Below are 26,598 nucleotides of genomic sequence, written 5' to 3' on the forward strand. Positions count from 1 at the left end.
GAGCGCTCCCTAGAAACCAAGGCTGGATAGCAGATCGTCGACGTCGTCCTGACCGGACACCACGTCTTCCCGTTTATCGGCATTCATCTGCGGACCTTCACCCCTGGAGGTGTCTTTTTGTTTGTCGGCCTCGGCACGCAACGCATTGTGGTCGTGCTCGATACCCACGAAACGGTCCACCTGGCTCGCCATCAGCACCAGCTTGACCAGATTGCTCTCCACCTCGGTGACCAGCTGGGTCACGCGCTTGATCACCTGGCCGGTGAGGTCCTGGTAATCCTGCGCCAGCAGGATGTCGTTGAGCTTGCCGGAGAGTGCGTCGGTATCACGCTGGCTGCGCGCCAGGAACTGGTCGACGCGACGGGCCAGCTCGCGGAATCCGTCCGCGCCGATTTCCCGGCGCATGAAGCGTCCCCACTGCTCGCGCAGCTGCAGGGCTTCGTCGCTGAGTCCGTTGAGCAATGGCGCACTCTCCTCCACCAGGTCCATGGTACGGTTGGCGGCCTTCTCGGTCATGTGCACCACGTAGCCCAGCCGGTCGGTCGCGTCGGCGATCTGCGACACTTCCTGGGCATGGGGCAGGCGCGGGTCGATCTGGAAGTTGACGATGGCGTTATGCAGCTCGCGGGTGAGCTTGCCGACCTCCAGGTACAGGCCGCGATCCCGGACCTGGTTGAGTTCTTGGATAAGTTGCACGGCGTCGGTGAAATTGCCTTTCTCCAGGCTGTCCACCAATTCCCGCGCACGGTCTTTCAGGGTCGACTCGAAGTCTCCCAGCAGGGGTTCTTTCTGGTCCATGGTGCCCTCGCGGCCGGCATCAGCCGTTGACCCGCTCGAAGATCTTCTCGATTTTTTCCTTCAGGACCTGGGCGGTGAAGGGCTTGACCACATAGCCGTTCACGCCGGCCTGGGCCGCTTCGATGATCTGGTCGCGCTTGGCTTCCGCGGTCACCATCAGGACTGGCAGGTGCTTCAGGCGTTCATCCGCCCGCACGGCGCGCAGCAGGTCGATGCCGGTCATGCCGGGCATGTTCCAGTCGGTGACGAGAAAGTCGAAGTTGCCGCTGTGGAGCATCGGCAGCGCCGTGGTGCCGTCGTCCGCTTCGGCGGTATTGGTGAAACCCAAATCGCGCAAGAGGTTCTTGATGATGCGTCTCATCGTCGAGAAATCGTCAACGATGAGGATTTTCATGTTCTTGTCCAAGTCGACCTCCGTACAGTCCTCAAACGCCCCTCTTGCCGGGCGCCGTTCAAATCTGGAAGCGGTGTGCCGTTCAGCGCGCGCGCCACTCGCCGAGACGCGCACGCAGGCGTGCGGCGCACTGGCTGTGCAATTGGCTGACCCGCGACTCGCTGACCCCCAGCACTTCCCCGATTTCCTTCAAATTCAGTTCTTCGTCGTAATACAGCGCCAGCACCAGGCGCTCACGCTCCGGCAGGTTCGCGATGGCATCGGCCAGCGCGGCCTGGAAGCGTTCTTCTTCCAGATCATGGGAGGGTGAGAATTGGGTGAAACCGGCGTCCTCGCGCACGCCGCCATGCTCGCCGTCCTGCAACAGGTCGTCGAAGCTGAACAGGCGGCTGCCCAAGGTGTCGCTCAGGATGCCGTAGTAGTCTTCGAGACTCAATCCAAGTTCGGCAGCAACTTCCTGATCTTTAGCGTCACGCCCCGTTCTCGCCTCGATAACGCGGATCGCGTCACTCACCATACGGGTGTTGCGGTGCACCGAACGCGGTGCCCAGTCGCCCTTGCGGACCTCGTCGAGCATGGCGCCGCGAATGCGGATGCCCGCGTAGGTTTCGAAGCTGGCACCCTTGGTGCCGTCGTATTTCTTGGAGGCTTCGAGCAAGCCGATCATCCCGGACTGCATCAGGTCTTCCACCTGCACGCTGGCCGGCAGGCGCGCGAGCAGGTGATAGGCGATGCGCTTGACCAGGGGGGCGTAGCGCTCGATCAACTGATGTTGCGAATCCCTTGCCTGTGTCTTGCCGTACATACGCAGTCCAGTAGCGGGTGTCATACGGGCGTTTCCGCGGGCGACTGTCTGACCAGACGCTCGACGAAGAACTCCAGGTGGCCTCTCGGATTGGCCGGCAGCGGCCAGCTGTCGACCTTCTGCGCGATGGCCTTGAAGGCCAGCGAGCACTTCGAGCGCGGGAAGGCCTCATAGACCGCGCGCTGCTTCTGTACCGCCTTGCGCACCGACTCGTCGTAGGGGACGGCGCCCACGTACTGCAGGGCGACATCCAGGAAGCGGTCGGTCACCTTGGTCAGCTTGGAGAAGAGGTTGCGCCCTTCCTGGGGGCTGTGGGCCATGTTGGCCAGAACCCGGAAGCGGCTCATGCCGTAATCGCGGTTGAGCAACTTGATAAGCGCGTAGGCGTCGGTGATGGAGGTGGGCTCGTCGCAGACCACCACTATGACTTCCTGCGCCGCGCGGACGAAGCTGACCACCGAGTCGCCAATCCCTGCGGCGGTGTCGATCACCAGCACATCGAGGTTGTCGCTGATATCGCTGAACGCCTGGATCAGGCCGGCGTGCTGCATGGGCGAGAGCTGCACCATGCTCTGGGTGCCGGAAGCGGCCGGGACGATACGGATGCCCCCCGGCCCCTGCAACAGCACGTCGCGCAGGTCGCATTCGCCATTGATCACATCGGCCAGGGTGCGCTTGGCGGTGAGGCCGAGCAGCACGTCGACGTTGGCCAGACCCAGGTCGGCGTCCAGCAACATGACGCGGCGACCGAGATCGGCGAGCGCCAGGGAAAGGTTCACCGACACGTTGGTCTTGCCGACGCCGCCCTTGCCGCCGGTCACCGCGATCACCTGTACGGGATGCATACTACCCATTTGAAATACCTTGCCTTGGGCCACTTGGCTGCCTAGCACCGCCCACTCCAGGGCGGCTCGAAAAATTCGTCAACCGGCGCGACGCGCCGGATTCTGGTAGAGCCCGGCGAACAGGTCGGCCATGGCTTCCTCGCTCGGGTCCTCCGGTGCCTGGAGGCTGACCGCACGGCTCACCAACTGGTGGCTGCGGGGAACCTGCAGATCATCCGGGATTCGCGGCCCGTCGGCCAGATAGGCTACCGGGAGATGCTGGCCGATAGCCAGACCCAATGCCTCACCGAGGCTGGCCGCTTCATCCACCTTGGTGATGACACAACCGGCCAGGCCGCAACGTTTGTAGCTGTGATAGGCCGCCTTGAGCACCTGGCTCTGGCTGGTGGCGGCCATCACCAGGTAATTCTTCGCATTTATCGCCCGGCTCGCCAGTGCCTCCAGCTGCATCGTCAGCGCCGGATCGTTGGTGGGCAGGCCGGCGGTGTCGATCAGTACCACGCGCTTGCGCACCAACGGCGCCAGCGCCTGGGTCAGGGACTGGCCCGGATCCACCAGGGTCACCGGCACGTTGAGAATCCGGCCGAGGGTCTTGATCTGCTCCTGGGCACCGATGCGGAAGCTGTCCATGCTGACCAGGGCGACGCTCTGGGCGCCGTACTTGAGCACATAGCGCGCCGCCAGCTTGGCCAGGGTGGTGGTCTTGCCCATGCCGGCCGGGCCGACCAGGGCGATCACACCGCCCTCTTCCAGGGGCTCGACCTTGGGGGTACGGATGGCGTGGGCGAGGTGGGCCAGAACCATGCGCCAGGCCTGGCGCGGCTCGTCGACCTTGGCCACCTTGTCCAGCAGGGCGCGTCCCAGCTCGGCCGGCAGCCCCATGCGCTGCAGGCGACGCCAGAGGCTGGCCTGCTGCGGACGACGGCTCTGCATCTGGCCCCAGGCGATGGAGCCCAACTGGACTTCGATCAGCTCGCGCAGCCCGCTCAGCTCGAAGCGCATGGCATCCAGGGCGGCCTGGTCGACGCCGGAGGATTTCGGCGCGGCCACCGGCTCCACCGGGCGCGCCACCGCACGCGGACGGCCCAGGGCGGCCGACAGGGCCTCTTCCGGCAGTTCCGGCTCGACGGCGGTCAGCGGGCGCGCGGCGAACAATTGACGGTCCTTGGCGGCATCGGCCTCGGCACGCACGGCCAGATCGGCCTGGGCCTGGGCGATGCGGGCCTGGGTCTTGCGCAGCTCGGCCTCGAGGGCCGGGTTGGGCTTGCTCGGCGCCGGCGCCGGCATGGGATAGTCCAGGGCGGCGGTCAGCTCGACACCACCGGCGACGCGACGATTGCCGATGATGGCGGCGTCCGCGCCCAGTTCATCCCGCACCAGCTTCATGGCTTGACGCATATCGGCGGCGAAGAAGCGTTTGACCTGCATGGCCGTAGACCTCGATTAGTTCTGTCCCACAGTGGCCACGATGGTGACCTGCTTGTTGTCCGGTATTTCCTGGTAGGCCAGCACGTGCATGGTCGGTACGGCCAGCCGTGCGAAGCGCGACATCATCGCCCGGATCGGCCCGGCCACCAGCAGGATGGCCTGCTTGCCGAGCATTTCCTGGCGCTGCGCCGCATCCACCAGTGAACGCTGCAGCTTCTCGGCCATTCCGGGTTCGAGGAGAACGCCATCTTCCGAACCCTGTCCGGCCTTCTGCAGGCTATTGAGCAATATCTGTTCCAACCTGGGCTCCAGGGTGATCACGGGCAGCTCCGGCTCTAGTCCCACAATGCCTTGGACGATTGCACGGGACAGCGCGACGCGAACCGCCGCCACCAGCGCGGCGGGATCTTGACTCTTCGGCGCGACGTTGGCGATGGCCTCGGCGATGGTGCGGATGTCACGCACCGGCACCTGCTCCTGCAACAGCGCCTGCAGCACCTTGAGCAGGGTGGACAGGGACACCACGCCCGGCACCAGCTCTTCGGCCAGGCGCGGCGAGCTCTTGGCGAGGTTCTGCATCAGCTGCTGGACCTCTTCGTGCCCCAGCAGCTCGTGGGCGTGCTTGTAGAGCACCTGGTTGAGGTGGGTGGCCACCACGGTACTCGCGTCCACCACGGTGTAGCCGAGGGACTGCGCCTGGTCGCGCTGGCTGGCGTCGATCCACACGGCCTCCAGGCCGAACGCCGGATCCTTGGCGGCGACGCCGTTGAGGGTGCCGAACACCTGGCCGGGATTGATCGCCAGCTCGCGGTCCGGGTAGACCTCCGCCTCGGCGACGCTGACGCCCATGAGGGTCAGGCGATAGGCGTTGGGCAGCAGGTCGAGGTTGTCGCGGATATGCACCGAGGGCATGAGGAAGCCCATCTCCTGGGACAGCTTCTTGCGCACGCCCTTGATCCGCGCCAGCAGCTGGCCGCCCTGGTTGCGATCCACCAGCGGGATCAGCCGGTAGCCCACTTCCAGGCCCACCAGGTCGACGGGAACGACGTCGTCCCAGCCCAGCTCCTTGGTTTCCTGGGCGCGCTGGGCGGGCAGCAGTTCCTGCTGGCGCTTCTCCTCCTGCACCGCCTCTTCCTTGACCTTGTTCTGCTTCTTCCAGATGAGCCAGGCGCCACCGGCGGCCAGCAGGCCGAGGCCGACGAAGGGCACGTGGGGCATGCCGGGCACCAGCCCCATGGCGATCAGGATGGCGGCCGAGACGGCCAGGGCCTTGGGCGAGGCGAACATCTGGCGGTTGACCTGCTGGCCCATGTCCTCGGAGCTGGAAACCCGCGTGACCATGATGGCGGCGGCGGTGGACAGCAGCAGCGAGGGGATCTGCGCCACCAGGCCGTCACCGATGGTCAGCAGGGAGTAGATGCGGCCGGCGTCGCCGAAGCTCAGGCCGTGCTGCAGCATGCCGATGGCGATGCCACCCAGCAGGTTGATGAAGAGGATCAGCAGGCCGGCGATGGCGTCGCCACGGACGAACTTGCTGGCACCGTCCATGGAGCCATAGAAGTCGGCCTCCTGGGACACTTCGCTGCGGCGCTTCTTGGCCTCGGCCTGGTCGATCAGCCCGGCGTTGAGGTCGGCGTCGATGGCCATCTGCTTGCCGGGCATGGCGTCCAGGGTGAAACGCGCGCTCACCTCGGAGATACGTCCGGCACCCTTGGTGACCACCACGAAGTTGATGATCATCAGGATCGCGAACACCACTGCGCCCACCACGTAGTTGCCACCCACCACCACGTCGCCGAAGGCCTGGATCACCTTGCCGGCGGCATCGTGGCCGTCCTGGCCGTGGAGCAGCACCACCCGCGTGGACGCGACGTTCAGCGCCAGGCGCAGCAGGGTCGCCACCAGCAGGATGGTGGGGAACACGGCGAAGTCCAGCGGACGCATGGCGTAGACGCTGACCAGCAGGACCACGATGGACAGGGCGATGTTGAAGGTGAAGAAGACGTCCAGCAGGAAGGGCGGTACCGGCAGGGTCATCATGCCCAGCATCACCAGCACCAGCAGCGGCACCCCGAGATTGCCCCGGCCCACCGCCATCAGGTTGTTGCGGACATTGCCCACCAGTTGCGTACGATCCACTGTTGCTCCCCTACCCCTTTCGCGAAACGCCGTTCCGCACTTCCAATCTTTTGACGCCAGAGGGCGCCTTGACCTCCCTTGTGCAAGAAGCCTTCCAACTTCGTTAAGGATCTGATTTCAGGAAAGAATCCGTAGGCCGGGGCAGGCTTCACCAACCCACCGGCGAGGTCCGGTGCGGGTACGCCGATGGGTTTCGCTGCGCTCTACGCCATCCTACGGATGCGCGGTGCGGGGCGTGGCTTTCGTAGACATCATGGATTGACCTGCCCCACCTCGAAAGCGCGGGTTATGTTTTCGGGGTGGAAACACCTCCAACACAGAGCCGCATCGAGGGGGACAGGTCATGAACGAGTTTAACCAGGTCTATGTAGGTTTGGACGTTCACCAGGCGACGATTGCTGTCGCGGTGGCACGGCCGGGGCGCGGTGAGCCGGACTATCACGGCACCATCGAGAACCGCGACAGCGCGCTGCGCAAACTGCTCAAGCAGCTGAGCCGGCAGGGCGAGGCGTTGAGCTTCTGCTACGAGGCCGGCCCCTGCGGCTACGGCCTTTACCGTGAGCTGACAGCGCTGGGCCATGGTTGCGTGGTGGTGGCGCCCTCGCTGATTCCGCGCAAGGCGGGCGAGCGGTTGAAAACCGACCGTCGGGACGCCCTGATGTTGGCGCGCCTGCATCGGGCGGGCGAGCTGACGGCGGTGTGGGTGCCGGATCAGGAGCAGGAAGCGATCCGCGACTTGACGCGCGCCCGGGAGGACATGAAGTCCCTGGAACTGAAGTGCCGGCAACGCCTGGGCGCGTTCTTGCTGCGTCATGGGCACGTCTATGCCGGTAAAAGTCGCTGGACCCAGGCCCATTTCCACTGGTTGGCGAGCGTGAAACTTGACTCGCCGGTGCAGCAGATCGTCCTGCAGGAGTACCTCGACACCGTTAAATCGATGCAACGGCGGGTGGCCGATCTGGAAGCGCAAATGCACGAAGCGCTGGCCGGCTGGTCGCTGGGTACGGTGGCGCAAGCCCTGATGGCGTTGCGCGGGGTGAGCCTGATCACGGCGATGACGGTGTTGGCGGAGTTGGGCGACCTCAGTCGCTTCGACTCGCCGCGCGAGCTGATGGCCTACCTGGGACTGGTTCCCAGCGAGCACTCCAGCGGTGGCTCACGCCGCCAGGGCCGCATTACCCGCACGGGCAATGGCCATGTCCGGCGGGTGCTGGTGGAAGCGGGGTGGAACTACCGTTTCCCGGCACGCAAGACACGCGTCATCGAGGCGCGCGCGGCGAAAACCTCGGCGGTGGTTCAGGCCATCGCCTGGCACGCGCAGAAGCGCTTGTGCGGTCGTTATCGAGCGCTGCTGGCGGCGGGCAAGCTCAAGCAGCAGGTCACCACCGCCATCGCCCGGGAGCTGGCGGGATTCATCTGGGCCATCGCCTGCGCGGTGGCGGGCAAGGCACACGGCAGTAAGGCCGTGGCATGAACCCGCAGCAGTGGCTTCGGTTCAGGGGGTGGAGGGCCGGTGAGGAGAACCCCTGGCGCTCCTATGTGGCGTCCTCTGCGAGGAGGACAGACCCACGACCGTAGAGAAGGGCAGCTCCGCGACGAAGTGAAGTCAGGTCGGTAACCAACCCACGTATATCAGAGTGATCCACCGTCGCCTAATCGCCCTCCACCCCCTGAACCGAAGCCACTGGCGGAGAAGAACAAAACGAAAGAATAGACCCAGAGTTGACAGGTCAATCCATATCAGGAGCCGGCTTGCCGGCGAATGGCGTGGCTCGCGCTTCACCGACCCACCGGCGGGGCCCGGTGCGGGTACGGCGATGGGTTTCGCTGCGCTCTACGCCATCCTACGGGCGCGCGGTGCGGGGCGTGGCTTTCGTAGGGGCCGGCCATGCGCACGGCGCATCCTGCGTTTTCCACCCGGCCGGAATTCGCGGAAAACCGTCCTCGCAGGATGCGGGTTCGATTCCGATCCTCACTCGTCGCGGCGCAGGTCCGGCGGAATCGGCAGGTCGTTGAGCGGCGTCGGACGCTTGCCCTTGCCGGCGCGGAACTGCTTGAGCTGATAGACGTAGGCCAGCACCTGGGCCACGGCCAGGTAGAGGCCGGCGGGGATTTCCTGGTCCAGTTCGGTGGAGTAGTAGACCGCCCGGGCCAGCGCGGGCGACTCCATCACCGTCACCTTGCTGTCCTGGGCGATCTCGCGAATCTTCAGCGCGGTGAAGTCGCTGCCCTTGGCCAGCAGCACCGGCGCCCCGCCCTTCTCGGCGTCGTACTTGAGCGCCACGGCGAAGTGGGTGGGGTTGGTGATGACCACGTCGGCCTGGGGCACGGCGGCCATCATGCGCCGCTCGGCCATCTCCCGCTGCAACCGCCGAATGCGCGACTTCACCTCGGGCTTGCCTTCGGAGTCCTTGTACTCGTCGCGCACTTCCTGCTTGGTCATCATCAGCTTCTGCTTGTTGTCCCAGAGCTGGAACGGCACGTCCACGGCAGCGATCAGGATCAGGCCGCACGCCAGCCAGATGGCGCTCCAGCCCACCACCTGGACGCTGTGGAGAATGGCCATGTCCAGCGGCTCGTGGGCGATCGCCAGCAGATCGTCGCGATCCGCGTTCAGCACCAGCAAGGCCACCAGCAGGATCAGCCCGAACTTGGCCAGGGCCTTGAGCAACTCGGCCAGGGCATGCAGGGAGAACATGCGCTTGAGGCCTGACAGGGGATTCATCCGACTGAACTTGGGCATCAGGGCTTCGGTGGAGAACAGGAAGCCGCCCATGGACACCGGGCCGATGATGGACACGATGAGCAGGGTGATCAGCAACGGCATCACCGCGTCCAGCGCCAGCTTCCCCGATGAGAGCAGCAGCAGCCCCATGCTGCGCTCGTCCATGAGCACCGCGCGGGACAGGTCGAAGTTGGAGCGCATCAGCTTCATCAGCATGTCGGCCATGCCGCCGCCAGTGGCCAGCAGGCCGCCAGCGCCCGCCAGGGTCACCACCAGGGTGTTGAGCTCACGGGAACGGGCGATCTGGCCCTTGTCGCGGGCCTCCTGCAACCGTTTGCCTGTGGGTTCCTCGCTCTTGTCCGCCCCGCTCTCACTTTCCGCCATGGAAAACTACCTGCGTTGCCAAGGCTGCGTTTTCCAGCAGCCGGGATGCCTTCAGAAAAGCGCTCATTTCGCCCTCACCAGCTCGCGCAGGAGCTGCAGGGCATCACTGGCCAGCACCTGGTACTGGGCGAGGATATCGGCCAGGCCGATCCAGACGATCACCAGCCCCAGGGCCAGGGTCAGCGGGAAGCCGATGGAGAAGATGTTCAATTGGGGCGCCGCGCGGGTCATCACGCCGAAGGCGAGGTTGACCACCAGCAGGGCGGTGATGGCCGGCAGCGCCAGCAGCAGGCCCGCGCCCATCACCCAGCCCAGCTTGCCGGCCACCTCCCAGTGATGGTCGACCAGCAGCCCGCCGCCCACCGGCAGGGTCACGAAGCTTTCCGCCAGCACCTCGAACACCACCAGGTGGCCATTCATGGCCAGGAACAGCAGCGTCACCAGCATCAGGTAGAACTGGCCGAGCACCGGCACCGAAACGCCGTTGGTGGGGTCGACCATGGACGCGAAGCCAAGGCCCATCTGCATGGAGATGATCTGCCCCGCCACCACGAAGGCATGGAAGAACAGCTGCAGGATGAAGCCCATCAGCGCGCCGATGATGATCTGCTCGGCCACCAGCAGCAACGAACCCAGGCTGATGGCCTCCACCTGGGGCATGGCGGGCAGCGTCGGCACCAGCACCATGGCGATGGCCAGGGACAGGTAGAGGCGCACCCGGGTCGGCACCAGTTGGGTACCGATGATGGGCATGGTCATCAGTAGCGCGGCGATGCGGAACAGCGGCAGGACGAAGCTGCTCACCCAGCCGCCGATCTGCGAATCGCTCAGCTCCAGCATGTCAGCCGATCAACAAGGGGATGTTCTGATAGAGCGTCTGGATGTACTCCATCAGTTGGCGGGTCAGCCAGGGGCCGGCCCAGATCAGCGTCACCAGCATCACCAGAAGGCGAGGCAGGAAGCTCAGGGTCTGCTCGTTGATCTGGGTGGCGGCCTGGAACATGGCGACGATCAGGCCCACCACCAGGCTCGGCACCACCAGGATGCCGACGATCAGGCAGGTCAGCCAGAGGGCCTCGCGGAACAGGTCGACGGCAATCTCGGGTGTCATCGCTAGACGCCTCCGAAGCTGCCGGCCAGGGTGCCGATGATCAGCGCCCAACCGTCCACCAGGACGAAGAGCATGATCTTGAACGGCAGGGAAATGATCAGCGGCGAGAGCATCATCATGCCCATGGCCATGAGCACGCTCGCCACCACCAGGTCGATGATCAGGAAGGGGATGAAGATCATGAAGCCGATCTGGAACGCGGTCTTCAGCTCCGAGGTGACGAAGGCCGGCACCAGGATGGTCAGGGGCGCCGCCTCGGGGCTGGGAATATCGGTGCGCTTGGACAGGCGCATGAACAGCTCAAGGTCGCTGGAGCGGGTCTGGGCCAGCATGAAGTCCTTGATCGGCACCTCGGCCTTCGCCAGGGCGTCCTGCGCCGACAGCTGCTCATTGAGGTACGGCTGCAGGGCATCGCGGTTCACCCGGTCGAACACCGGCGCCATGATGAACATCGTCAGGAACAGCGCCAGCCCCACGAGGATCTGGTTCGAGGGCGTCTGCTGCAGGCCCAGGGCCTGACGCAGGATGGAGAAGACGATGATGATCCGGGTGAAGCTGGTCATCAGCATGACGAAGGCCGGGATGAAGCTCAGCGCCGTCATGATCAGGAGGATCTGCAGGCTTACCGAGTACTCCTGCTGCCCTTCCGGGTTGGTGCCCAGGGTAATGGCCGGGATCGACAGCGGGTTGTCGGCGCCCAGGGCCAGGGGCGCGGCCAGCGCCAGCAGCAGCGCGATCAGAAAGCGGGGCATCAATGCTTGTCCTTGCCGAGCAGTTCCATCAGGCGTTGGGCGAACTCCGGGCTGGCGGCCTGGGCGTCTGCCAGGTGCACCGGCTCCTTGAGCACATGAAGCGGGGTGATGCGGCCGGCGCTGAGGCCCAGCAGGATCTGCTCGCCCCCCACCTGCACCAGCACCAGCCGGTCGCGGGGGCCGAGGGCCTGGGTCGCCACCAGCTTGATCACCTGCCCGCCACGGGGCGCCATCCGCTGCACCCGGCGCAGCAGCCAGGCGAGGAGGAAGATCAGCCCCACCACCAGCAGCAGGCCGATGGCCAGTTGGCCCAGTTGCGCAGCCATGCCGCTGCCGACCTGCACGGCCGCCGGGACGGGGGCGACAGGTGCGGATTCGGCGGCCAGGACGCTCAGCGGCATGAGCGCCAGGCCCGAGAAAAGAAGGCGACCCATGCGTCAGCGCAGCTTCTTGATGCGTTCGCTGGGGCTGATCACGTCGGTCAGGCGAATGCCGAACTTCTCGTTCACCACCACCACCTCGCCGTGGGCGATCAGGGTGCCATTGACCAGCACGTCCAGGGGTTCGCCGGCCAGGCGATCCAGCTCGATCACCGAGCCCTGGTTCAACTGCAGCAGGTTGCGGATGGTGATGTCGGTGTTGCCCACCTCCATGGAGATGGACACCGGGATATCCAGGATCACGTCCAGGTTCGGGCCATCCAGGCTGACCGGGCCGCTGGGCCTGGGCGCGGCACCGAACTCCTCCATGGGTGCGCGCGGCGAACTGGGTGCGGCTGGAGCGGACTGGTTCATCAGCGCGTCGATGTCGTCCTGGCTGGCGTCATCGGCCTCCGCCAGGGCGGCGGCCCATTCGTCGGCCAGGGCCTGTTCTTCGGGAGTGGGAGTATCGTCGATTGCCATCGGTGGACCTCGGCTGGCTCGGAATTCTGGGGTGCCGCGCCCTCAGCGCTGGCGTTCGATGGGTTCCAGGATCTGCAGGGACAGGTTGCCCTTGTGCGACCCCAGCTTGGCCTTGAAGGCCGGCACGCCATTGGCGCGCATGATCATGTGTTCGGGCATTTCCACCGGGATGATGTCACCCGGCTGCATGTGCAGGATGTCCCGCAGCTTGAGCTGGCGACGCACCACGGTGGCGGCCACGGGCACGCTGACATCGAGGATGTCCTCGCGCAGGGCCTTGATCCAGCGTTCGTCCTGGTCGTCGACATCGGACTGGAAGCCGGCATCGAGCATCTCGCGGATCGGCTCGATCATCGAATAAGGCAGGGTGATGTGCAGGTCGCCGCCACCGCCGTCCAGTTCGATGTGGAAGGTGGAGACCACCACCACCTCGCTGGGGCTGACGATGTTCGCCAGGGCCGGGTTCACTTCCGAATTCATGTACTCGAAGTTCACGTCGAGCACCGCATGCCAGGCCTCGGCCAGGTCGACGAAGGCCTGGTCAAGCACCATGCGCACCACCCGCAACTCGGTGGGGGTGAACTCCCGCCCCTCGATCTTGGCGTGGCGACCATCGCCGCCGAAGAAGTTGTCCACCAGCTTGAACACCAGCTTGGCGTCGAGGATGAACAGGCAGGTGCCGCGCAGGGGCTTCATCTTCACCAGGTTGAGGCTGGTGGGCACGTACAGCGAATGGACGTACTCGCCGAACTTCATCACCTGGACCCCGCCCACCGCCACGTCCGCCGAGCGGCGCAGCAGGTTGAACATGCTGATGCGGGTATAGCGGGCGAAGCGCTCGTTGATCATCTCCAGGGTCGGCATGCGGCCCCGGACGATGCGGTCCTGACTGGTCAGGTCATAGCTCTTGACGCTGCCAGGATCGGAATCGGCCTCGGTTTCAACCAGGCCATCGTCGACGCCATGGAGCAGCGCGTCGATCTCGTCCTGGGACAGCAGGTCTTGAACAGCCATGGTCGTACCTTGCCTACTGCAAAACGAAGTTGGTGAAGAGTACCTGCTCGACGACGGTCGCGCCGGTTTCCTGCTTGGCCAGCTCCTGGACCGTGGCGGTGGCCTGCTGACGCAGCATCTCCTTGCCCACCGGCGTGACCAGGGATTCGAAGCCCTGGCCGGAGAAGAGCATGACCAGCTTGTTGCGCAGCACCGGCATATGCACCTTGAGGGCATCCAGTTGAGCCTGGTCGCGCGCCATCAGGGCCACGCTGACCTGCATGTAGCGCTGCCGGCCGTTCTGGCTGAAGTTCACCACGAAGGCCGGCGCCATATCCAGGTAGATGGCCGGCTGCCTGGTGGGCGCAGCGGCCGCTTCCTCGGCCGGCTCCTCGGCCTTGTCGCCGCGACTCAGGAAGAACCAGGTGGCGCCCACCGACAACCCCACCGCCAGCAGCAAGGCCACCACGCCGAGGATGATGAGCTTCAGCTTGCCCTTGCCGCCTGCCGGCGCGCCGCCCTCTGGCGGTGCCTTCGCTTGTTGTTTTGCCATGCCAATAATCCGTCACCGGGCGGGGATCGCCGCCCATTTCCTGGGGAGTGAGCAAGTGTCATGCCAGCCGACCGGACTCTCGCAGGCCGGGCGCGGCTTTCGGGGTGCGGATATACCAGCCTCGGGGGGCGGCTGTCACGGGGTTCCCTCTCCCGGGCGGGAGAGGGATGGATAGCGCGGGGGCGTCAGGCGTAGAAATCCACCAGCCCGCGGCCGCCACCGCTGCCGGTCGCACGGATCTCGCTGTGGCTGACCGTCACCTCTTCGTCGCCGCCACCGCCGAAATCACCCCGACCGCCACCACGGCGCTCGGCCTCGCCGCCGGCGCCCTGCCAGCCACGATTGAGCGATTGGTCGGAGACGTTGACGTCCAACTGGTTCATGCCCTGCTGGGCGAACATCTCCCGCAGCCGGTGCATCTGTCCTTCCAGGGCGTCGCGGACGTTGGCGTTGGGGCTGGCGAAGGTCACCTGGGCCTGGTCCTGGGTCATGTGCACCCGCACTTCCAGGCGCCCCAGTTCCTGCGGATCGAGCTGGATCTCGGCGGACTTGAGGTTCTGGCTGGACAGCCACATCACCCGATCCACCACGGCTTCGCTGAACCCACCCTGGTTCACCGCCACCGGCTGGCCGGGGACCAGCGTCGGCGTCCGCTGCGCCTGCAACGCCTGCGGGCTGATGGCCTGGCTCAGGGCGTTCAGGCGGTTGGCCAGCAGCTCGTTGCGCACATCGCCCTTGCTCTCGCCCAGGCCTTCGGCCACTTCGCCCGACAGCTCGGCGGAGGCAAGGCTCGCCTCCAGCTCGCCCTCGCCGCCCTCGACGGGCTGGTCGGCGAAGGCGGCCAGGGCACTGGCGAAGTCCTGGTCAGCGGTGGGAGCGGCCTGGTTGGCCTGGGCGAGGTTCTGCACCTGCTGGGCGGCCTGCGCCCCTTGCTGCAGGGCCATTTTCACCGCCGGCATCTGGTTCAGCTGGTCCAGGTCCGGATCGAGGCTGGCCTCGCTCAGGGTCGCGGGCGCGGCGCTCTGTACCGGCGGCGCCACGGTCAGGGTGGCCAGGTCGTCCCCCGCGTCCACTGCGGGCGCTTGCGCCTCGTCAGCCAGCAACTGGCCGTTCATCGCCATCATCAGCAACGGGTCCATGACCGTTTCGCCCTCGGCCTTGCGGGTGTCGCTCTCGTCGGCCGGCAAGGGCTTGCCGCTATCGGCAACCCCGGGCTCGTCGGAACCGGGTGCTGCCGCCGGCGGGTCAGTCCTTGCCGCCTCGCCGTCCTTGCTCCTGGCCTGTCTGGCCTCCGCTTCATTGCGCTCGACGGCTTTCGCCTGGCGCTCCTTCGCATACATCTGGGCAAAGCTGGACGCCTCGCCCTTGCTGGCTTCCGCCGGTTTTTCCGGGGCTTTTGCGGCCGGTGCTTTCGGCTTCACGTCAGGCCGGGCCTGGAGAAGCAGATCGGGGGCAACGGGCATGGGCACTCTCCGCTCGGGTTGGTTCGTGCCAGGGGGATTGCAAGGGTCGGGCCAGAATATCGACCGAGCTCAGCGGGTCAGGCCGCGGCGCTCATCCTGAAGCAGGTCGTGGACGACGAGGAACGCCGCCTCGATCTGCTCGACCAGGGCCGGCGCACTGGCGAGCTGCCCGCGTTGCGCAAGGTCTTCCAGCTGTTTGCACAGGCCGGCCAGCAGGGGCGCGCCCATGTTGCTGCAACTGCCCTTGAAGCTGTGGGCCGCCAGGCGCATGGCCTGGCTGTCGCCGTCGGCCAGGGCCTGGCGGATCTGCCGGAGACGCTCCTGGGAGTCCGCCAGAAAGGTATCCAGCAATACCACGAACTCTTCCTCCATGACTTCATGCAGGGCGGAAAGCACGGCGTGGTCGAGCGGGCTATCGGACAAATTCGTCACTCCCTGAACTGAACGCCCGAAAATTATGCCTGACTGGGCCAGCGAAACTCCACGTGAATGCCATTGCCGTCCTCGGCCGGCTCGCACCGCGCGGCAAGCTGGCTCACCAGGGCCAGTCCCCGGCCGCTGAAGCATTCCACCGCTGGTCGCCTGGCCAGCACATCCTCAAGGTCGAACCCCCCGCCGCTGTCCTGGACCTGCACCCGCAAGCGCCCTCCCCGCCCCTCCGGGATCAGCTCCAGGTGAAAGCGCACGTAGCCGGCTTCCAGGGACGCCAGGCGTTCGCTGCGCTCCCGGTAGTAGCGCGCGAACCCCTCGGCATCGCGCTTGAGCGAAGAGTCCAGGCCCAGCACGCCGTGCTCGAGGGCGTTGGAGTAGAGCTCGGCCAGCACGGTGTAGAGCGCCCCGCCCTGGTCCCGCAGGCCCTGGACCTCCAGCAGCAATTGCAGCAGGAAGGGCAGCGGATTGAAGCGCTTGAGGGTCTGGGCACGGAATTCGAACGAGGCGGACCAGTCCAGCGGACTGGCCTGGCCGCTGTCGGTGAAGGCCAGCTTGGCGCGCTCGGTGACCTCCTCCAGCATGCACACCTCGATCATGCTGACATCGTCCTGGGCATGCCCGCGAAACGCGCTCAGGGCCAGCTGGATCTCATCGAATACCCGGTTGCCATCGGCGGTGGTATCCAACACCGCGCGAAGCCGCTGGTCACCGAACAGCTCGTCGTTGTCGTTGCGGGTTTCCAGCACGCCGTCCGACACCAGGAGGATGCGGTCGCCCGCCTCCACCGGATAGGACTCGAAATGGGCATTGAAACTGCCCTGGTCCAGCACGCCGAGAGGCAGGTGCCGGGACACCAGGCGGATCGGCTCGCCACCCTCGGCGCGACGCAGGTAACCATCCGGCAGTCCACCATTCCAGACCTCGACCAGACGCCGCTGGAAACTGAGGTTGAGGAAGGTGGCGCAGCAGAAGACGCCGACCGGGAGGATGCGTTTCAGCTTGGCGTTCATCTCCCGCAGGATGTCCACCATGGCATAGCCCTTGGCGGTCATGCCGTAGAAGACCTCCGCCAGGGGCATGGCGCCAATGGCGGCCGGCAGGCCGTGGCCGGTGAAGTCTCCCAGCAGCACATGCATCCCGCCCGAGGGCTTGTAGGCCGCCAGCAGCAGGTCGCCGTTGAATAGCGCGTAGGGCGACTGCAGGTAACGGATATTGGGCGCGCTCAGGCAGCCGGAGTGCGCCACCTTGTCGAACACCGCCTTGGCCACACGCTGCTCGGTGACCAGGTGCTCGTTATGCCGGGCGATCAGGTCGCGCTGCTGGAGCACGGTGTCCTGCAGCCGGCGCAGCCGGTCCAGGGCCTTGATCTTGGCCTCGAGGATCACCCGGTTGTAGGGCTTGGCGAGAAAATCATCGCCGCCTGCCTCCAGGCAGCGCACCAGGGCCTCGTTCTCCGTGAGGGAGGTCAGGAAGATGATGGGGACCAGGGCCTCGCCGGCCAGTTGCTTGATGCGCCGGGCGGCTTCGAAACCGTCCATCTCCGGCATCAGGGCATCCATCAGCACCAGCTGCGGCTGTTCCCGCTGGAACAGCGACACCGCCTCCCGGCCATTGGCCGCGGTAATGGCACGATGGCCCTGGCGGTTGACGATGGTGGACAGCAGCAGCCGGTCCGCTGCGTTGTCCTCGGCGATCAGGATCGTCAGCGGCGCCGGCATCTCAGCGCACCTCAAGCGATCTGGAACAGTTGTTCGAAGTTGGAAATGGCCAGGATCTTGCGAACGTCGGGGTTGCAGTTGGTAAGGCGGATCTGCGCCCGCTCTCCGCCGGCGTGGTCCCGCAGCAGCAGCAGCATGCCGAGGGCCGAACTGTCCAGGTAAGTGGTGCCCTTGAGGTCGACGACATAGCGCTTGGGCGTGAAATTGACGCGCTCGTAGGCGTCGCGAAACTCCTGGTGGGCGCCGAAATCGAATCGTCCCTGAATGGTGATGGTCAGCTCCTGCCCATCGTCGGTGGGCATCGAGGTGATGGCCATGCATAGCTCCTTGATCAAGTTCGGAAAACGCGTGCTGAAGATTTAGCACCCGCATCGATGCCGGGCAACTGGAAAGCCGCGCCGCACGAGAATTTATGGTTCTGAGATGAATTCGCTTATGCGCAGACACCACGCCCGGTGGATCGGGCTCGCCCGCGAAGCACGCCGGCCCATTCGCCGGCAAGCCGGCTCCTACACCCACCGTGCCCCGCAGGAGCGAGCTTGCTCGCGTACCTGCCCGCACGATTCGCCGGCAAGCCGGCTCCTAGGGGTTTCTGCCGGGCAGGCGCTGCACCAGTTCGTCCAGCAGCTTCTGCTCGCGCTTGTCCTCGACGGCACGGGCTTCGTCCAGGTAGCGCTGCACCAGCTTGCGCAAGCCTTCCAGGCGGGCATGACGCTGTTGCCAGGCGGCGCGCGCCTTGTCGAGGTTGTCCCGGTGCCATTTGACGCTCTGGGCCTGCTGGCCGATGGCCGATTCCAGCTGCGACAGGAAGCGCTGGTAGTTCATCAGCCACTGGCCGGAAACGCCGCGACGCCCCTCGTCGATCCATTGCTGCTGGTAATCGGCGCGATACCGCTCCAGCTCTCCCAGCTTGACCTCCGCCTGGGACAGCAGGCCCTGGCAACGACCGAGCAGCCGTGCAGCCTCGCGCTCATCGCGCTCGGCCATTTCCACCACCGGCGCCAGGCGCGCCGCGCGACTGCGGGACATCGGCTATCAGCCCTGGACGCCCAGGCTGGAAGCCAGGCGCTGGGCGCTCTGTTCCAGGCTCTCGCTCTCGTCCAGGGCCTGGCGCAGGAAGGCGCTCATGGTCGGTTGACGGGCGATGGCCAGATCGGTGTCGGGGTCGCCACCGGCGACATAGGCCCCCACGCTGATGAGATCGCGGCTCTGCTGGTAGCGGGACCAGAGCTGCTTGAAACGCTGGGCCAGCTTCATGTGCCCGGGGCTGACCACCTGGGGCATCACCCGGCTGATGGAGGCCTCGATGTCGATGGCCGGATAGTGCCCTTCCTCGGCGAGGCGCCGGGAGAGCACGAAGTGGCCGTCAAGGACGCCCCGCGCGGAGTCGGCGATGGGGTCCTGCTGGTCATCGCCCTCGGAGAGTACGGTGTAGAACGCGGTGATCGAGCCCCCGCCGGCCTCCGCGTTGCCGGCGCGCTCCACCAGCTTCGGCAGCTTGGCGAATACCGACGGCGGATAGCCCTTGGTGGCCGGCGGCTCGCCGATGGCGAGAGCGATCTCGCGCTGGGCCTGGGCGAACCGGGTCAGGGAATCCATCAGCAGGAGCACGTTCTTGCCCTTGTCGCGGAAGTATTCGGCGATACGGGTGCAGTACATGGCGGCGCGCAGGCGCATGAGTGGCGCGTCGTCCGCCGGGGACGCCACCACCACGGATCGCTTGAGGCCCTCTTCGCCGAGGATATGCTCGATGAACTCCTTCACCTCACGACCCCGCTCGCCGATCAGGCCCACCACGATGATGTCCGCCTTGGTGAAGCGGGTCATCATGCCGAGCAGCACGCTCTTGCCCACGCCGGTGCCGGCGAACAGGCCCAGGCGCTGGCCGCGGCCAACGGTGAGCAGCGCGTTGATGGAACGGATGCCCACGTCCAGCGGCTCGCTGATGGGATGCCGCTTCAGCGGGTTGATGGTGGGACCGTCCATGGGCACCCAGTCCTCGGCCTTCATGCCGCCCTTGCCATCCAGGGCGCGGCCGGCGCCGTCCAGCACACGGCCGAGCATGGACATGCCCATGGGCAGCCGTCCGGTATCCGGCAAGGGCACCACACGGGCGCCCGGGGCGATGCCGGAGAGGCTGCCCACGGGCATCAGGTAGATCTTGCTACCCGAGAACCCCATCACTTCGGCTTCCACCTGCACCGGGTGGTAGCTGTCGTCGTTGATCACCAGGCAACGGCTGCCCACGGGCGCGCGCAGGCCCTCGGCCTCGAGGGTCAGGCCCACCATGCGCAGCAGGCGGCCCTCGACGACGGGCTGGTCCGGCAGTTGGATCACGTCGTCATAGCCCGCCAGGCGCTTGGCGAAACTGGTGCGCTCAATTCGCATCGCGGGGAGGCTCCAGGGCGTCCAGGTCGACTACCCGATCCGCCGCCGGCGGATGGACCTTCTGTTCGCGCTGCTGCTCGAAGAGTTGCTTCATGGCCTGGTTGAGTCGGGTCTCGATGCTGGCGTCGATGCGCGAGTGCTCGGTCTCGACACGACAGCCGCCCGGTTCCAGCGCCTCGTCTTCGAGGATGCGCCAGCTTTCCTCGTGACGCTCCCGCAGGGCCTTCACCTGCTCGAAGTCCTGCGGGTTGACGTGGATGCGCACGTTGCCGGCGCCCATGGGCAGCAGCTTCAGCGCTTCGCGCAGGACATGGCGGATCTGGCTGGAGTCCAGGCGCAGTTCGCGCTGGATCACCTGGCGGGTGATGAGGCTGGTGAGGTGGACCAGGGACTCCTCGATCTGCCGGTCCTGCTCGGCGATGGGCTCCAGCAACTGGGCCATCAGGGTCTCCAGCTGGGCCAGTCGCGCGGCGAGCGCCGCGTCGGCTTCCTGGCGGGCCTTGAGCTGGCCGGCATGGAAACCGTCCCGCTCGCCCGTGGCGAAACCCTCGTTGTAGGCGTCCTGGCGAATGGCTTCGAGCTCGTCCAGCGTCAGCGGCTTGACGTCCTCGACCGGGACCTCCTCGATCTGCGGCTCCGGCTCGGGAGCCACCTGTTGCACCTCGGGCTCCGCCACCTCGGGTTCCGGGGCATCCGGATCGAAACTGGGCAGGGACCAACGGTCGAACGCGTTGGCGTCCTTGGCGCGAATCAGTTCGCTTGCCGATTCCTTGCTGGCCATGGATGCCTCAGATCATTTCTTCGCCGCCCTTGCCACCGAGGACGATTTCCCCGGCTTCGGCCATGCGGCGGGCGATGGTGAGGATTTCCTTCTGCGCGGTCTCCACGTCGCTGACGCGGACCGGCCCCCTGGCTTCCAGGTCGTCGCGCAGCAGCTCGGCCGCCCGCTTGGACATGTTCTTGAAGACCTTTTCCTTGATGGCGTCGTCGGCACCCTTGAGGGCCAGCACCAGCACGTCCGAGGACACCTCCCGCAGCAACGCCTGGATGCCGCGATCGTCCACGTCGGCCAGGTTGTCGAAGACGAACATCAGGTCCTCGATCTGCGACGACAGGTCCTCGTCCACCTCTCGGATGGAGTCCATGAGCTGGCCCTCCACCGAGCTGTCGAGGAAGTTCATGATGTCCGCCGCGCGCTTCACGCCGCCCATGGTGGTGCGGGTGGTGCTGGCGTTGCCGGCGAACTGCTTCTCGAGGATCAGGTTCAGCTCCTTGAGCGCCGAGGGTTGCACGGTGTTCAACGAAGACACGCGCAGGATGATGTCCAGCCGCACCTTGTGATCGAAGTGGCTGAGCACTTCACCGGCCTGGTCCGGGTCCAGGTAGGCGACCACGATGGCCTGGATCTGCGGGTGCTCGTAGCGGATGACATCGGCCACGGCGCGCGGCTCCATCCACTTGAGGCTGTCCAGGCCACTGGTGCTGCCGCCCAGCAGGATGCGGTCGATCAGGTTGTTGGCCTTGTCCTCGCCCAGGGCCTGGGTGAGCATCTTGCGGATGTAGCCGTCGGCACCCACGCCCAGGCTGGTCTGGTCGCCGACCATCTCGACGAACTCGCCCATCACCTGCTCCACCTGCTCGCGGTGGACGTTGCGCATCTGCGCCATGGCGACGCCCACGCGCTGCACTTCCTTGGGCCCCATGTGACGGAGCACCTGGGCGGCATCGGTCTCACCCAGGGAGAGCAGGAGAATGGCGGCCTTGTCGACCTTGGTCAGCTTGGCGGGAGCGCGGTTGTCACTCATCGGCGTTGATCCACTCTTTGACTACCAGGGCGACGCGGCCCGGATCCTCGGCCACGAGGTTCTTGATGGCGTTGAGCTGCGCATCATACCCGTCACTCGGGCTCGGCAGGAGAATGCTTTGCGGCCCGCCCAGGCTCACGCGGTCATCCGACAGGTCGCCGGACAGGCCCATCTCGCCGAGGTCGACATCGCCGTCACGACCACCCGCCAGCTCCTTGGATTTTCCGGTGCCGGTGATGTTGTTCAGCACCGGACGAAGCACGCCGAACACCAGCACCAGGATGAACAGGATGCCCAGCACCTGCTTCACCACATCCCAGAACCAGGGTTGGGTGTAGAAGGGAATGTCGAGCTCTTCCTCGCTGTTGTCCGCCAGGAAGGGCGTGTTGATCACGCTGACGCTGTCGCCTCGGCTGGCGTCGTAGCCCACCGAGTCCTGCACCAGTCGGGTGAAGCGCGCGATCTCGTCGGCGGTCCAGGGCACCCGGCTGGTTTCGCCGGTCTGCGGGTCGACGCGCACCTGGTCGTCCAGCACCACCGCGACGGAGAGCCGGCGCAGGCGGCCCTGCTGCTGCTTGGTGTAGCTGATGGAGCGATCCAGTTCGTAGTTGCGAGTGGACTGGTCGCGCTTGTCGGTGGGATAGGGAGCCAGCATCGGCTTGCCGGTGGCCGGGTCGATGATCTGCTGGCCGTTGTCGTCCAGCAGCGGCTGGCCCGGCTGCACCCCGGCGGGCGCGGCGGCGGTGGCCTGCTGGGGCGCGGCGCCCGGCGCCGGCGGCTGGTTGGACAACGCGCCCGGCACGCCCTGCGGACCGCTGCTGTTCTGGCGCTCCTCGGCGACCTTCTGCTCGCTGCGCAGCGCCGGCTGGTCCGGGTTGTACATTTCGGAGGTGGATTCGACGGCGCTGAAATCCACATCGGCGGACACTTCGGCCTTGTAGCGGCCGTTGCCCAGCACCGGCTGCAGGATGCTGTGCACCCGCTGGGTGTAAAGGGTTTCCATGCGCCGGGTGTAGTCGAACTGCTTGCCGGCCATGGTCAGTTCGGACAGCTCCTGCTGGTCGGACAGCAGGTTGCCCTTCTGGTCGACGACCGTGACCTGGGACTTGTCCAGTTCCGGGACGCTGGTGGCCACCAGGTTGACGATGGCCATCACCTGGCTCGGCTCCAGGGTACGCCCCGGATAGAGTTCCACCAGCACGGACGCGCTGGGCTTGCGCTCATCGCGGACGAAGACCGAGCTTTTCGGGATCGCCAGGTGAACGCGGGCGCCCTTGACGTTATTCAGGCTGGACACGGTCCGTGCCAGCTCGCCTTCCAGGCCGCGGCGATAGCGGGTGGCTTCCATGAACTGGCTGGTGCCCAGGCCCTGCTCCTTGTCGAGGATCTCGAAGCCGACATTGCCGTCACTGGGCGCCACGCCGGCCCCGGCGAGCTTCAGGCGGGCCCGGGCCAGGTCCTCGGCCTTCACCAGCAGGGCGCCGGAGTTGGGCTCGATCTTGTAGGGGATATCGGCCGCCCCCAGGGCTTCCACCACCTGGTTGGCGTCCATGCCGGACAGGCTGCCGTAGAGCGGGCGATAGTCCGGCTGCTGGGACCAGAGCACCACGGCGAAGCCGATGGCGACGCTGGCGGCCAGACCGACCATCAGGCCGACCTGGCGCAGCATGCTCATCTGCGAGAGGTTTTCCAGGAAGGACAGGCCGAACAGCGGCTTCTTCTCTTCCGGGGCATCCGCATGGGCGGGCACTTTGGCAACAGCGGCTTCAGCCATTTCTCAATCCGTCCTCAAACCGGCATCTGCATGATGTCCTGATAGGCCTGGACCAGCTTGTTACGCACCTGGGTCAAGGCCTCGAAGGACACACTGGCTTTCTGCGACGCGATCATGACGTCGGTGAGGTCGACGCCCTTCTGGCCCATTTCGAAGGCGGCCGCCATCTCGCTGGACACCTTCTGGTTGGCCGCCACCTTGTTGACGGCCTGGCCCAGCATGTCGGCGAAGCTCGGCGCAGCGGCGGCCGGCTGCTCCACCTGGACGGGTTTGGCGCGTGCCATCGCATCCATTTGCATGGCACGCATTTCCAGCATCAGTCGATTGAATTCGACACCCTGACTCATGACTTTCCTCCAACGGCCGCGATTTTTTGACGCTACGCGGTTTGCTGAAGAGGTATCTGCAACAAGGGTGCCAAGAGCTCTGGGACTGATGCCATGGGACGGAATAAAGCCTGATGGCGCTTCGCGCGGCCTCAGCTGGCGTAGAGGTAGGCCTCCACGTCCATGCCGGCATCACGCATCTGGGCCAGCTTGTAACGCAGGGTGCGAGGACTGATCCCCAGGCGCTCGGCGGCCTCCTTGCGGCGACCGCGCTCGGAACGCAGGGTGTCGATGATCATCTGGAACTCGTGACGGCGCAGGTCGTCGCCCAGGGCGCCCGGCGCTTCGGCCACCGGCGCCACCGGCACCGGCACCGCCACCGACGGAACGGCATGCAGGCACGGCGCGACCATGGATGGCGTCAGGGCCATGCCGACAGGGGCGGCCAGACACAGGTCCTGGGGCTGGATCACCCCACCCTGCTGGAGGATCAACGCGCGCTGCACGGCATTGTCCAGTTCGCGGACGTTACCCGGCCAGGCGTGGGCCAGGAGCGCGGCCTGGGCCTCGCCGGAGAAACGCACGGCGGCGTGATTCATTTTTTTGACGTGCTTGGCCAGGAGTCGCTCGGCCAGGGGCAGGATGTCCGCCGGACGCTCGCGCAACGGGCGCCACGCCAGGGGGAAGACCGAGAGGCGGTAGTAGAGGTCCTCTCGGAAGCGCCCCGCCGCCACTTCTCCGGCCAGGTCGCGGTTGGTGGTGGCCAGCACGCGGATATCCAGGCTGATGGGACGACGCCCGCCGACCCGCTCCACCTCCCGCTCCTGCAGGACCCGGAGCAACTTGGCCTGCAGCCCCAGGGGCATCTCGGAAATCTCGTCCAGCAGGAGGGTGCCGCCGTCGGCCAGTTCGAACTTGCCCGGGGCACTGGCGATGGCGCCGGTGAAAGCCCCCTTCTCGTGGCCGAACAGGGTGGCCTCCAGCATGTTGTCGGGGATGGCCGCGCAATTGATGGCGATGAAGGGCCCCTTGGCACGCCCGGACTGCTGGTGGATGTATTGGGCCAGCACTTCCTTGCCGGTCCCGGACTCGCCGGAAATCAGTACGGTGGAATCACTGCGGGCCACCCGGGCGGCCAGTTCGAGCAACTGGCGGCTTGCAGGCTCCAGGGCGACGGGGCCGTCCTGGGACTCGACGCTCATGCGCCCGAGGGCATGGCGAGCCACCAGGTCCAGCAGGACGTTGGGCTCGAAGGGCTTGACCAGGTAATCGGCCGCGCCCTGGCGCATGGCCTCGACCGCCCGCTCGACGGCGCCGAAGGCGGTCATCAGCAGCACCGGCAGTTGCGGGTAACGCTGGCGGACGATGCCCAGCAGACGGTGGCCATCCATGCCGGGCATGTTGACATCGCTCACCATCAGGCCGAAGGCCTCCTCCTCCAGGGCCACCAGGGCCGCCTCGGCGCACTCCACGGCGCGGAAGTCGTAGCCGCCGATCAGCAGGGTGTCCGCCAGGGCCTCGCGCAGGGCGCGGTCGTCTTCGACCAGCAGAATCTTGGCAGTCATCGTCCTTTACTCCTGTGTAACCGAATGCGCCGCGGGAATCAGCGGCAGAACCAGGGTGGCGCAGGTGCCGCGACCCAGGCGGGAGCGCAATCGCAACTCGCCCCGGTGGGCACGCGCCACCGCCTTGACCACGGCCAGCCCGAGGCCGGTCCCGGTGGTCTTGGTGGTGAAGAAGGGTTCGCCCAGGCGCGCCAGGGTGGCGGCATCGATGCCCGGGCCGTTGTCACTGATGCAGAGATGCAAGTCCGACCCGCGTCGGTAGAGATGGACCTTCAGCCGCAGGTCGCGGCTGGCGGCCTGACAGGCGTTTTCGACCAGGTTGAGCATCGCGCCGACGAGGGTGTCTCGATTGCACAGCAGCTCACCCTGGGAGAAGTCGCATTGCCAGCGTACCTTGCGGCCCTCCAGGTGGGTCTCCGCGGAGGCCCGCAGGGCGGCGAAGAGCGCCGACGGCGCCAGGCGGTCGGGCAAGGGCAGGTCGCCACGGGCGAACACCAGCATGTCGCGGACCTGGTGCTCCAGCTCATGCAGGCGTTCCTTCAGGCGCCCGGCGAAACGCTGCTGCTGATCGGCCGGCAGCACCTGCTGGTTCAGGTGACCTGCATAGAGCAATGCGGCGGACAGGGGGGTGCGGATCTGATGGGCCAGGGACGCGACCATGCGGCCCAGGGCGGAAAGTCGCTCGTGACGGGCGAGCTGATCCTGCAGGCGACGGGTTTCCGTCAGGTCGGTGAGGAGGATCAACTGGCCAGGCTCGCCATTCAGGGAACGGATGGCGATGGACAGGCGGCGCCCGTCCTTCAGCGATATCTCATGACCGTCGTCTTCGCGGGGCGCGAAGTTGCGGGCGATGACCTCGCGCCAGAGCATGCCCACCAGCGGCTGACCCAACAGGCTGCGCGCCACGGGGTTGGCTTCGCGCACCACGCCCTGCCCGTCGATCACGATGACGCCGCCGGGCAGCAGGTCGAGGACGCTCTGCAGGCGATTGGCCAGGCGTTCCTTCTCGGCCAGCTCCTGCATCCGCTGGGCACTGACCAGGGCCAGCTGGCCCTTCAGCTCGGTGACCCGCGCCTCCAGCATGCTGTAGGACTCGCTGAGCTGCGTGGACATCTGGTTGAACAGCGAAAAAGCCTGCTCAAGGCCTTCGCGGCTGGCCTGCTCGGCGGGGATGACGTCCGTTTTCTGCGCGGGGATGACGACTGGGTTCATGCTCTTCTCTCGCTCCATCGACCGTCAGCAGACGGTCGGTCGAGGAGGTACTAGCAATACCCATGCCTAAAATTTAGTCCTTTAGA

27 protein-coding genes are annotated in these 26,598 nt (G+C 66.1%); 1 reads left to right on the plus strand and 26 read right to left on the minus strand.

Features of this window, described 5'->3' with window-relative positions; translation table 11 throughout:
- Nucleotides 1-9 precede the first annotated feature (9 nt).
- The 6 genes from KF707C_RS20105 to flhA all read right to left on the minus strand — a co-directional run bounded on the left by KF707C_RS20105 (nucleotide 10) and on the right by flhA (nucleotide 6,409).
- Nucleotides 10-798: a protein phosphatase CheZ gene (locus KF707C_RS20105; RefSeq protein ID WP_003457022.1), complete on the minus strand. Its 789-nt coding sequence runs from the start codon at nucleotides 796-798 to the stop codon at nucleotides 10-12.
- Between the two features lie 19 nt (nucleotides 799-817).
- On the minus strand, nucleotides 818-1,192 hold the full coding sequence (locus tag KF707C_RS20110; protein ID WP_003083073.1) for a chemotaxis response regulator CheY: 375 nt from the start codon (nucleotides 1,190-1,192) through the stop codon (nucleotides 818-820).
- 82 nt (nucleotides 1,193-1,274) lie between these two features.
- On the minus strand, nucleotides 1,275-2,021 hold the full coding sequence (gene fliA / locus KF707C_RS20115; protein ID WP_036994408.1) for an RNA polymerase sigma factor FliA: 747 nt from the start codon (nucleotides 2,019-2,021) through the stop codon (nucleotides 1,275-1,277).
- The gene (gene fleN / locus KF707C_RS20120; RefSeq protein WP_003457018.1) at nucleotides 2,018-2,851 is read right to left on the minus strand and encodes a flagellar synthesis regulator FleN; all 834 of its coding nucleotides are present in this window, start codon (nucleotides 2,849-2,851) and stop codon (nucleotides 2,018-2,020) included. The genes fliA and fleN overlap by 4 nt, the downstream gene beginning before the upstream one ends.
- A 69-nt stretch (nucleotides 2,852-2,920) precedes the next feature.
- Entirely contained in the window at nucleotides 2,921-4,270 is a 1,350-nt protein-coding gene (flhF, locus tag KF707C_RS20125; protein ID WP_003457017.1) for a flagellar biosynthesis protein FlhF, read from the minus strand.
- A 15-nt stretch (nucleotides 4,271-4,285) separates the two neighbouring features.
- Entirely contained in the window at nucleotides 4,286-6,409 is a 2,124-nt protein-coding gene (gene flhA, locus KF707C_RS20130; protein WP_003457016.1) for a flagellar biosynthesis protein FlhA, read from the minus strand.
- Nucleotides 6,410-6,752: 343 nt separating this feature from the next.
- On the opposite strand from flhA, the gene KF707C_RS20135 reads away from it, so the two are divergent.
- Nucleotides 6,753-7,883: an IS110 family RNA-guided transposase gene (locus KF707C_RS20135; RefSeq protein WP_036990837.1), complete on the plus strand. Its 1,131-nt coding sequence runs from the start codon at nucleotides 6,753-6,755 to the stop codon at nucleotides 7,881-7,883.
- 498 nt (nucleotides 7,884-8,381) lie between these two features.
- On the opposite strand, the gene flhB is transcribed toward KF707C_RS20135, so the two are convergent.
- The 20 genes from flhB to KF707C_RS20235 form a co-directional block, all read right to left on the minus strand.
- Nucleotides 8,382-9,518, minus strand: coding sequence for a flagellar biosynthesis protein FlhB (gene flhB, locus KF707C_RS20140; protein WP_003457015.1), 1,137 nt, complete (start codon nucleotides 9,516-9,518; stop codon nucleotides 8,382-8,384).
- A 63-nt stretch (nucleotides 9,519-9,581) separates the two neighbouring features.
- Nucleotides 9,582-10,358 (minus strand): flagellar biosynthetic protein FliR, encoded by a 777-nt coding sequence (gene fliR / locus KF707C_RS20145; protein ID WP_003457014.1) that lies wholly within the window; start codon nucleotides 10,356-10,358, stop codon nucleotides 9,582-9,584.
- A 1-nt stretch (nucleotide 10,359) separates the two neighbouring features.
- Nucleotides 10,360-10,629, minus strand: coding sequence for a flagellar biosynthesis protein FliQ (gene fliQ, locus KF707C_RS20150; RefSeq protein WP_003457013.1), 270 nt, complete (start codon nucleotides 10,627-10,629; stop codon nucleotides 10,360-10,362).
- 2 nt (nucleotides 10,630-10,631) lie between these two features.
- Complete coding sequence (gene fliP / locus KF707C_RS20155) at nucleotides 10,632-11,381, minus strand: flagellar type III secretion system pore protein FliP (protein WP_003457011.1); 750 nt, start codon at nucleotides 11,379-11,381, stop codon at nucleotides 10,632-10,634.
- Nucleotides 11,381-11,815, minus strand: a complete 435-nt coding sequence (gene fliO, locus KF707C_RS20160) for a flagellar biosynthetic protein FliO (protein ID WP_003457009.1) — start codon at nucleotides 11,813-11,815, stop codon at nucleotides 11,381-11,383. The genes fliP and fliO overlap by 1 nt, the downstream gene beginning before the upstream one ends.
- A gap of 3 nt (nucleotides 11,816-11,818) precedes the next feature.
- The gene (gene fliN, locus KF707C_RS20165; RefSeq protein ID WP_003457007.1) at nucleotides 11,819-12,283 is read right to left on the minus strand and encodes a flagellar motor switch protein FliN; all 465 of its coding nucleotides are present in this window, start codon (nucleotides 12,281-12,283) and stop codon (nucleotides 11,819-11,821) included.
- Between the two features lie 42 nt (nucleotides 12,284-12,325).
- Nucleotides 12,326-13,297: a flagellar motor switch protein FliM gene (gene fliM / locus KF707C_RS20170; protein WP_003457005.1), complete on the minus strand. Its 972-nt coding sequence runs from the start codon at nucleotides 13,295-13,297 to the stop codon at nucleotides 12,326-12,328.
- 13 nt (nucleotides 13,298-13,310) lie between these two features.
- Complete coding sequence (gene fliL, locus KF707C_RS20175) at nucleotides 13,311-13,829, minus strand: flagellar basal body-associated protein FliL (protein WP_003457003.1); 519 nt, start codon at nucleotides 13,827-13,829, stop codon at nucleotides 13,311-13,313.
- A 185-nt stretch (nucleotides 13,830-14,014) separates the two neighbouring features.
- Nucleotides 14,015-15,292, minus strand: a complete 1,278-nt coding sequence (locus KF707C_RS20180; protein ID WP_003457001.1) for a flagellar hook-length control protein FliK — start codon at nucleotides 15,290-15,292, stop codon at nucleotides 14,015-14,017.
- Between the two features lie 69 nt (nucleotides 15,293-15,361).
- Complete coding sequence (locus KF707C_RS20185; RefSeq protein WP_003456999.1) at nucleotides 15,362-15,715, minus strand: Hpt domain-containing protein; 354 nt, start codon at nucleotides 15,713-15,715, stop codon at nucleotides 15,362-15,364.
- 32 nt (nucleotides 15,716-15,747) lie between these two features.
- A complete protein-coding gene (locus KF707C_RS20190) occupies nucleotides 15,748-17,442 on the minus strand; it encodes a fused response regulator/phosphatase (protein WP_003456997.1) in 1,695 nt (564 codons plus the stop codon).
- Between the two features lie 11 nt (nucleotides 17,443-17,453).
- Nucleotides 17,454-17,759 carry an STAS domain-containing protein gene (locus KF707C_RS20195; RefSeq protein WP_003456994.1) on the minus strand — a complete coding sequence of 102 codons (306 nt, stop codon included), beginning with the start codon at nucleotides 17,757-17,759 and terminating at the stop codon, nucleotides 17,454-17,456.
- Nucleotides 17,760-18,024: 265 nt separating this feature from the next.
- On the minus strand, nucleotides 18,025-18,471 hold the full coding sequence (fliJ, locus tag KF707C_RS20200) for a flagellar export protein FliJ (RefSeq protein ID WP_003456992.1): 447 nt from the start codon (nucleotides 18,469-18,471) through the stop codon (nucleotides 18,025-18,027).
- A 6-nt stretch (nucleotides 18,472-18,477) separates the two neighbouring features.
- The gene (gene fliI / locus KF707C_RS20205; protein WP_003456989.1) at nucleotides 18,478-19,830 is read right to left on the minus strand and encodes a flagellar protein export ATPase FliI; all 1,353 of its coding nucleotides are present in this window, start codon (nucleotides 19,828-19,830) and stop codon (nucleotides 18,478-18,480) included.
- Nucleotides 19,820-20,611: a flagellar assembly protein FliH gene (gene fliH, locus KF707C_RS20210; protein WP_003456987.1), complete on the minus strand. Its 792-nt coding sequence runs from the start codon at nucleotides 20,609-20,611 to the stop codon at nucleotides 19,820-19,822. Before fliH ends, fliI begins: the two co-directional genes overlap by 11 nt.
- A gap of 7 nt (nucleotides 20,612-20,618) precedes the next feature.
- Complete coding sequence (gene fliG / locus KF707C_RS20215) at nucleotides 20,619-21,635, minus strand: flagellar motor switch protein FliG (RefSeq protein ID WP_003456985.1); 1,017 nt, start codon at nucleotides 21,633-21,635, stop codon at nucleotides 20,619-20,621.
- The gene (gene fliF, locus KF707C_RS20220) at nucleotides 21,628-23,409 is read right to left on the minus strand and encodes a flagellar basal-body MS-ring/collar protein FliF (RefSeq protein ID WP_003456983.1); all 1,782 of its coding nucleotides are present in this window, start codon (nucleotides 23,407-23,409) and stop codon (nucleotides 21,628-21,630) included. The genes fliG and fliF overlap by 8 nt, the downstream gene beginning before the upstream one ends.
- A gap of 14 nt (nucleotides 23,410-23,423) precedes the next feature.
- Nucleotides 23,424-23,756 (minus strand): flagellar hook-basal body complex protein FliE, encoded by a 333-nt coding sequence (gene fliE, locus KF707C_RS20225; protein ID WP_003456981.1) that lies wholly within the window; start codon nucleotides 23,754-23,756, stop codon nucleotides 23,424-23,426.
- 131 nt (nucleotides 23,757-23,887) lie between these two features.
- Nucleotides 23,888-25,300, minus strand: coding sequence for a sigma-54-dependent response regulator transcription factor FleR (gene fleR / locus KF707C_RS20230; RefSeq protein ID WP_003456979.1), 1,413 nt, complete (start codon nucleotides 25,298-25,300; stop codon nucleotides 23,888-23,890).
- A 6-nt stretch (nucleotides 25,301-25,306) separates the two neighbouring features.
- Complete coding sequence (locus KF707C_RS20235) at nucleotides 25,307-26,512, minus strand: sensor histidine kinase (RefSeq protein ID WP_003456977.1); 1,206 nt, start codon at nucleotides 26,510-26,512, stop codon at nucleotides 25,307-25,309.
- Nucleotides 26,513-26,598: the final 86 nt, after the last annotated feature.

It is taken from the genome of Pseudomonas furukawaii (assembly GCF_002355475.1).
Taxonomy (GTDB): Bacteria; Pseudomonadota; Gammaproteobacteria; order Pseudomonadales; family Pseudomonadaceae; genus Metapseudomonas; species Metapseudomonas furukawaii.

Bases quoted from the DNA above. Each gene is read 5' to 3' on its own strand.
- KF707C_RS20105 (WP_003457022.1), bottom strand. From the start codon at position 798: ATGGACCAGAAAGAACCCCTGCTGGGAGACTTCGAGTCGACCCTGAAA.
- KF707C_RS20110 (WP_003083073.1), bottom strand. From the start codon at position 1,192: ATGAAAATCCTCATCGTTGACGATTTCTCGACGATGAGACGCATCATC.
- fliA (WP_036994408.1), bottom strand. From the start codon at position 2,021: ATGACACCCGCTACTGGACTGCGTATGTACGGCAAGACACAGGCAAGG.
- fleN (WP_003457018.1), bottom strand. From the start codon at position 2,851: ATGGGTAGTATGCATCCCGTACAGGTGATCGCGGTGACCGGCGGCAAG.
- flhF (WP_003457017.1), bottom strand. From the start codon at position 4,270: ATGCAGGTCAAACGCTTCTTCGCCGCCGATATGCGTCAAGCCATGAAG.
- KF707C_RS20135 (WP_036990837.1), top strand. From the start codon at position 6,753: ATGAACGAGTTTAACCAGGTCTATGTAGGTTTGGACGTTCACCAGGCG.
- flhB (WP_003457015.1), bottom strand. From the start codon at position 9,518: ATGGCGGAAAGTGAGAGCGGGGCGGACAAGAGCGAGGAACCCACAGGC.
- fliR (WP_003457014.1), bottom strand. From the start codon at position 10,358: ATGCTGGAGCTGAGCGATTCGCAGATCGGCGGCTGGGTGAGCAGCTTC.
- fliQ (WP_003457013.1), bottom strand. From the start codon at position 10,629: ATGACACCCGAGATTGCCGTCGACCTGTTCCGCGAGGCCCTCTGGCTG.
- fliP (WP_003457011.1), bottom strand. From the start codon at position 11,381: ATGCCCCGCTTTCTGATCGCGCTGCTGCTGGCGCTGGCCGCGCCCCTG.
- fliO (WP_003457009.1), bottom strand. From the start codon at position 11,815: ATGGGTCGCCTTCTTTTCTCGGGCCTGGCGCTCATGCCGCTGAGCGTC.
- fliN (WP_003457007.1), bottom strand. From the start codon at position 12,283: ATGGCAATCGACGATACTCCCACTCCCGAAGAACAGGCCCTGGCCGAC.
- fliM (WP_003457005.1), bottom strand. From the start codon at position 13,297: ATGGCTGTTCAAGACCTGCTGTCCCAGGACGAGATCGACGCGCTGCTC.
- fliL (WP_003457003.1), bottom strand. From the start codon at position 13,829: ATGGCAAAACAACAAGCGAAGGCACCGCCAGAGGGCGGCGCGCCGGCA.
- KF707C_RS20180 (WP_003457001.1), bottom strand. From the start codon at position 15,292: ATGCCCGTTGCCCCCGATCTGCTTCTCCAGGCCCGGCCTGACGTGAAG.
- KF707C_RS20190 (WP_003456997.1), bottom strand. From the start codon at position 17,442: ATGCCGGCGCCGCTGACGATCCTGATCGCCGAGGACAACGCAGCGGAC.
- KF707C_RS20195 (WP_003456994.1), bottom strand. From the start codon at position 17,759: ATGGCCATCACCTCGATGCCCACCGACGATGGGCAGGAGCTGACCATC.
- fliJ (WP_003456992.1), bottom strand. From the start codon at position 18,471: ATGTCCCGCAGTCGCGCGGCGCGCCTGGCGCCGGTGGTGGAAATGGCC.
- fliI (WP_003456989.1), bottom strand. From the start codon at position 19,830: ATGCGAATTGAGCGCACCAGTTTCGCCAAGCGCCTGGCGGGCTATGAC.
- fliH (WP_003456987.1), bottom strand. From the start codon at position 20,611: ATGGCCAGCAAGGAATCGGCAAGCGAACTGATTCGCGCCAAGGACGCC.
- fliG (WP_003456985.1), bottom strand. From the start codon at position 21,635: ATGAGTGACAACCGCGCTCCCGCCAAGCTGACCAAGGTCGACAAGGCC.
- fliF (WP_003456983.1), bottom strand. From the start codon at position 23,409: ATGGCTGAAGCCGCTGTTGCCAAAGTGCCCGCCCATGCGGATGCCCCG.
- fliE (WP_003456981.1), bottom strand. From the start codon at position 23,756: ATGAGTCAGGGTGTCGAATTCAATCGACTGATGCTGGAAATGCGTGCC.
- fleR (WP_003456979.1), bottom strand. From the start codon at position 25,300: ATGACTGCCAAGATTCTGCTGGTCGAAGACGACCGCGCCCTGCGCGAG.
- KF707C_RS20235 (WP_003456977.1), bottom strand. From the start codon at position 26,512: ATGAACCCAGTCGTCATCCCCGCGCAGAAAACGGACGTCATCCCCGCC.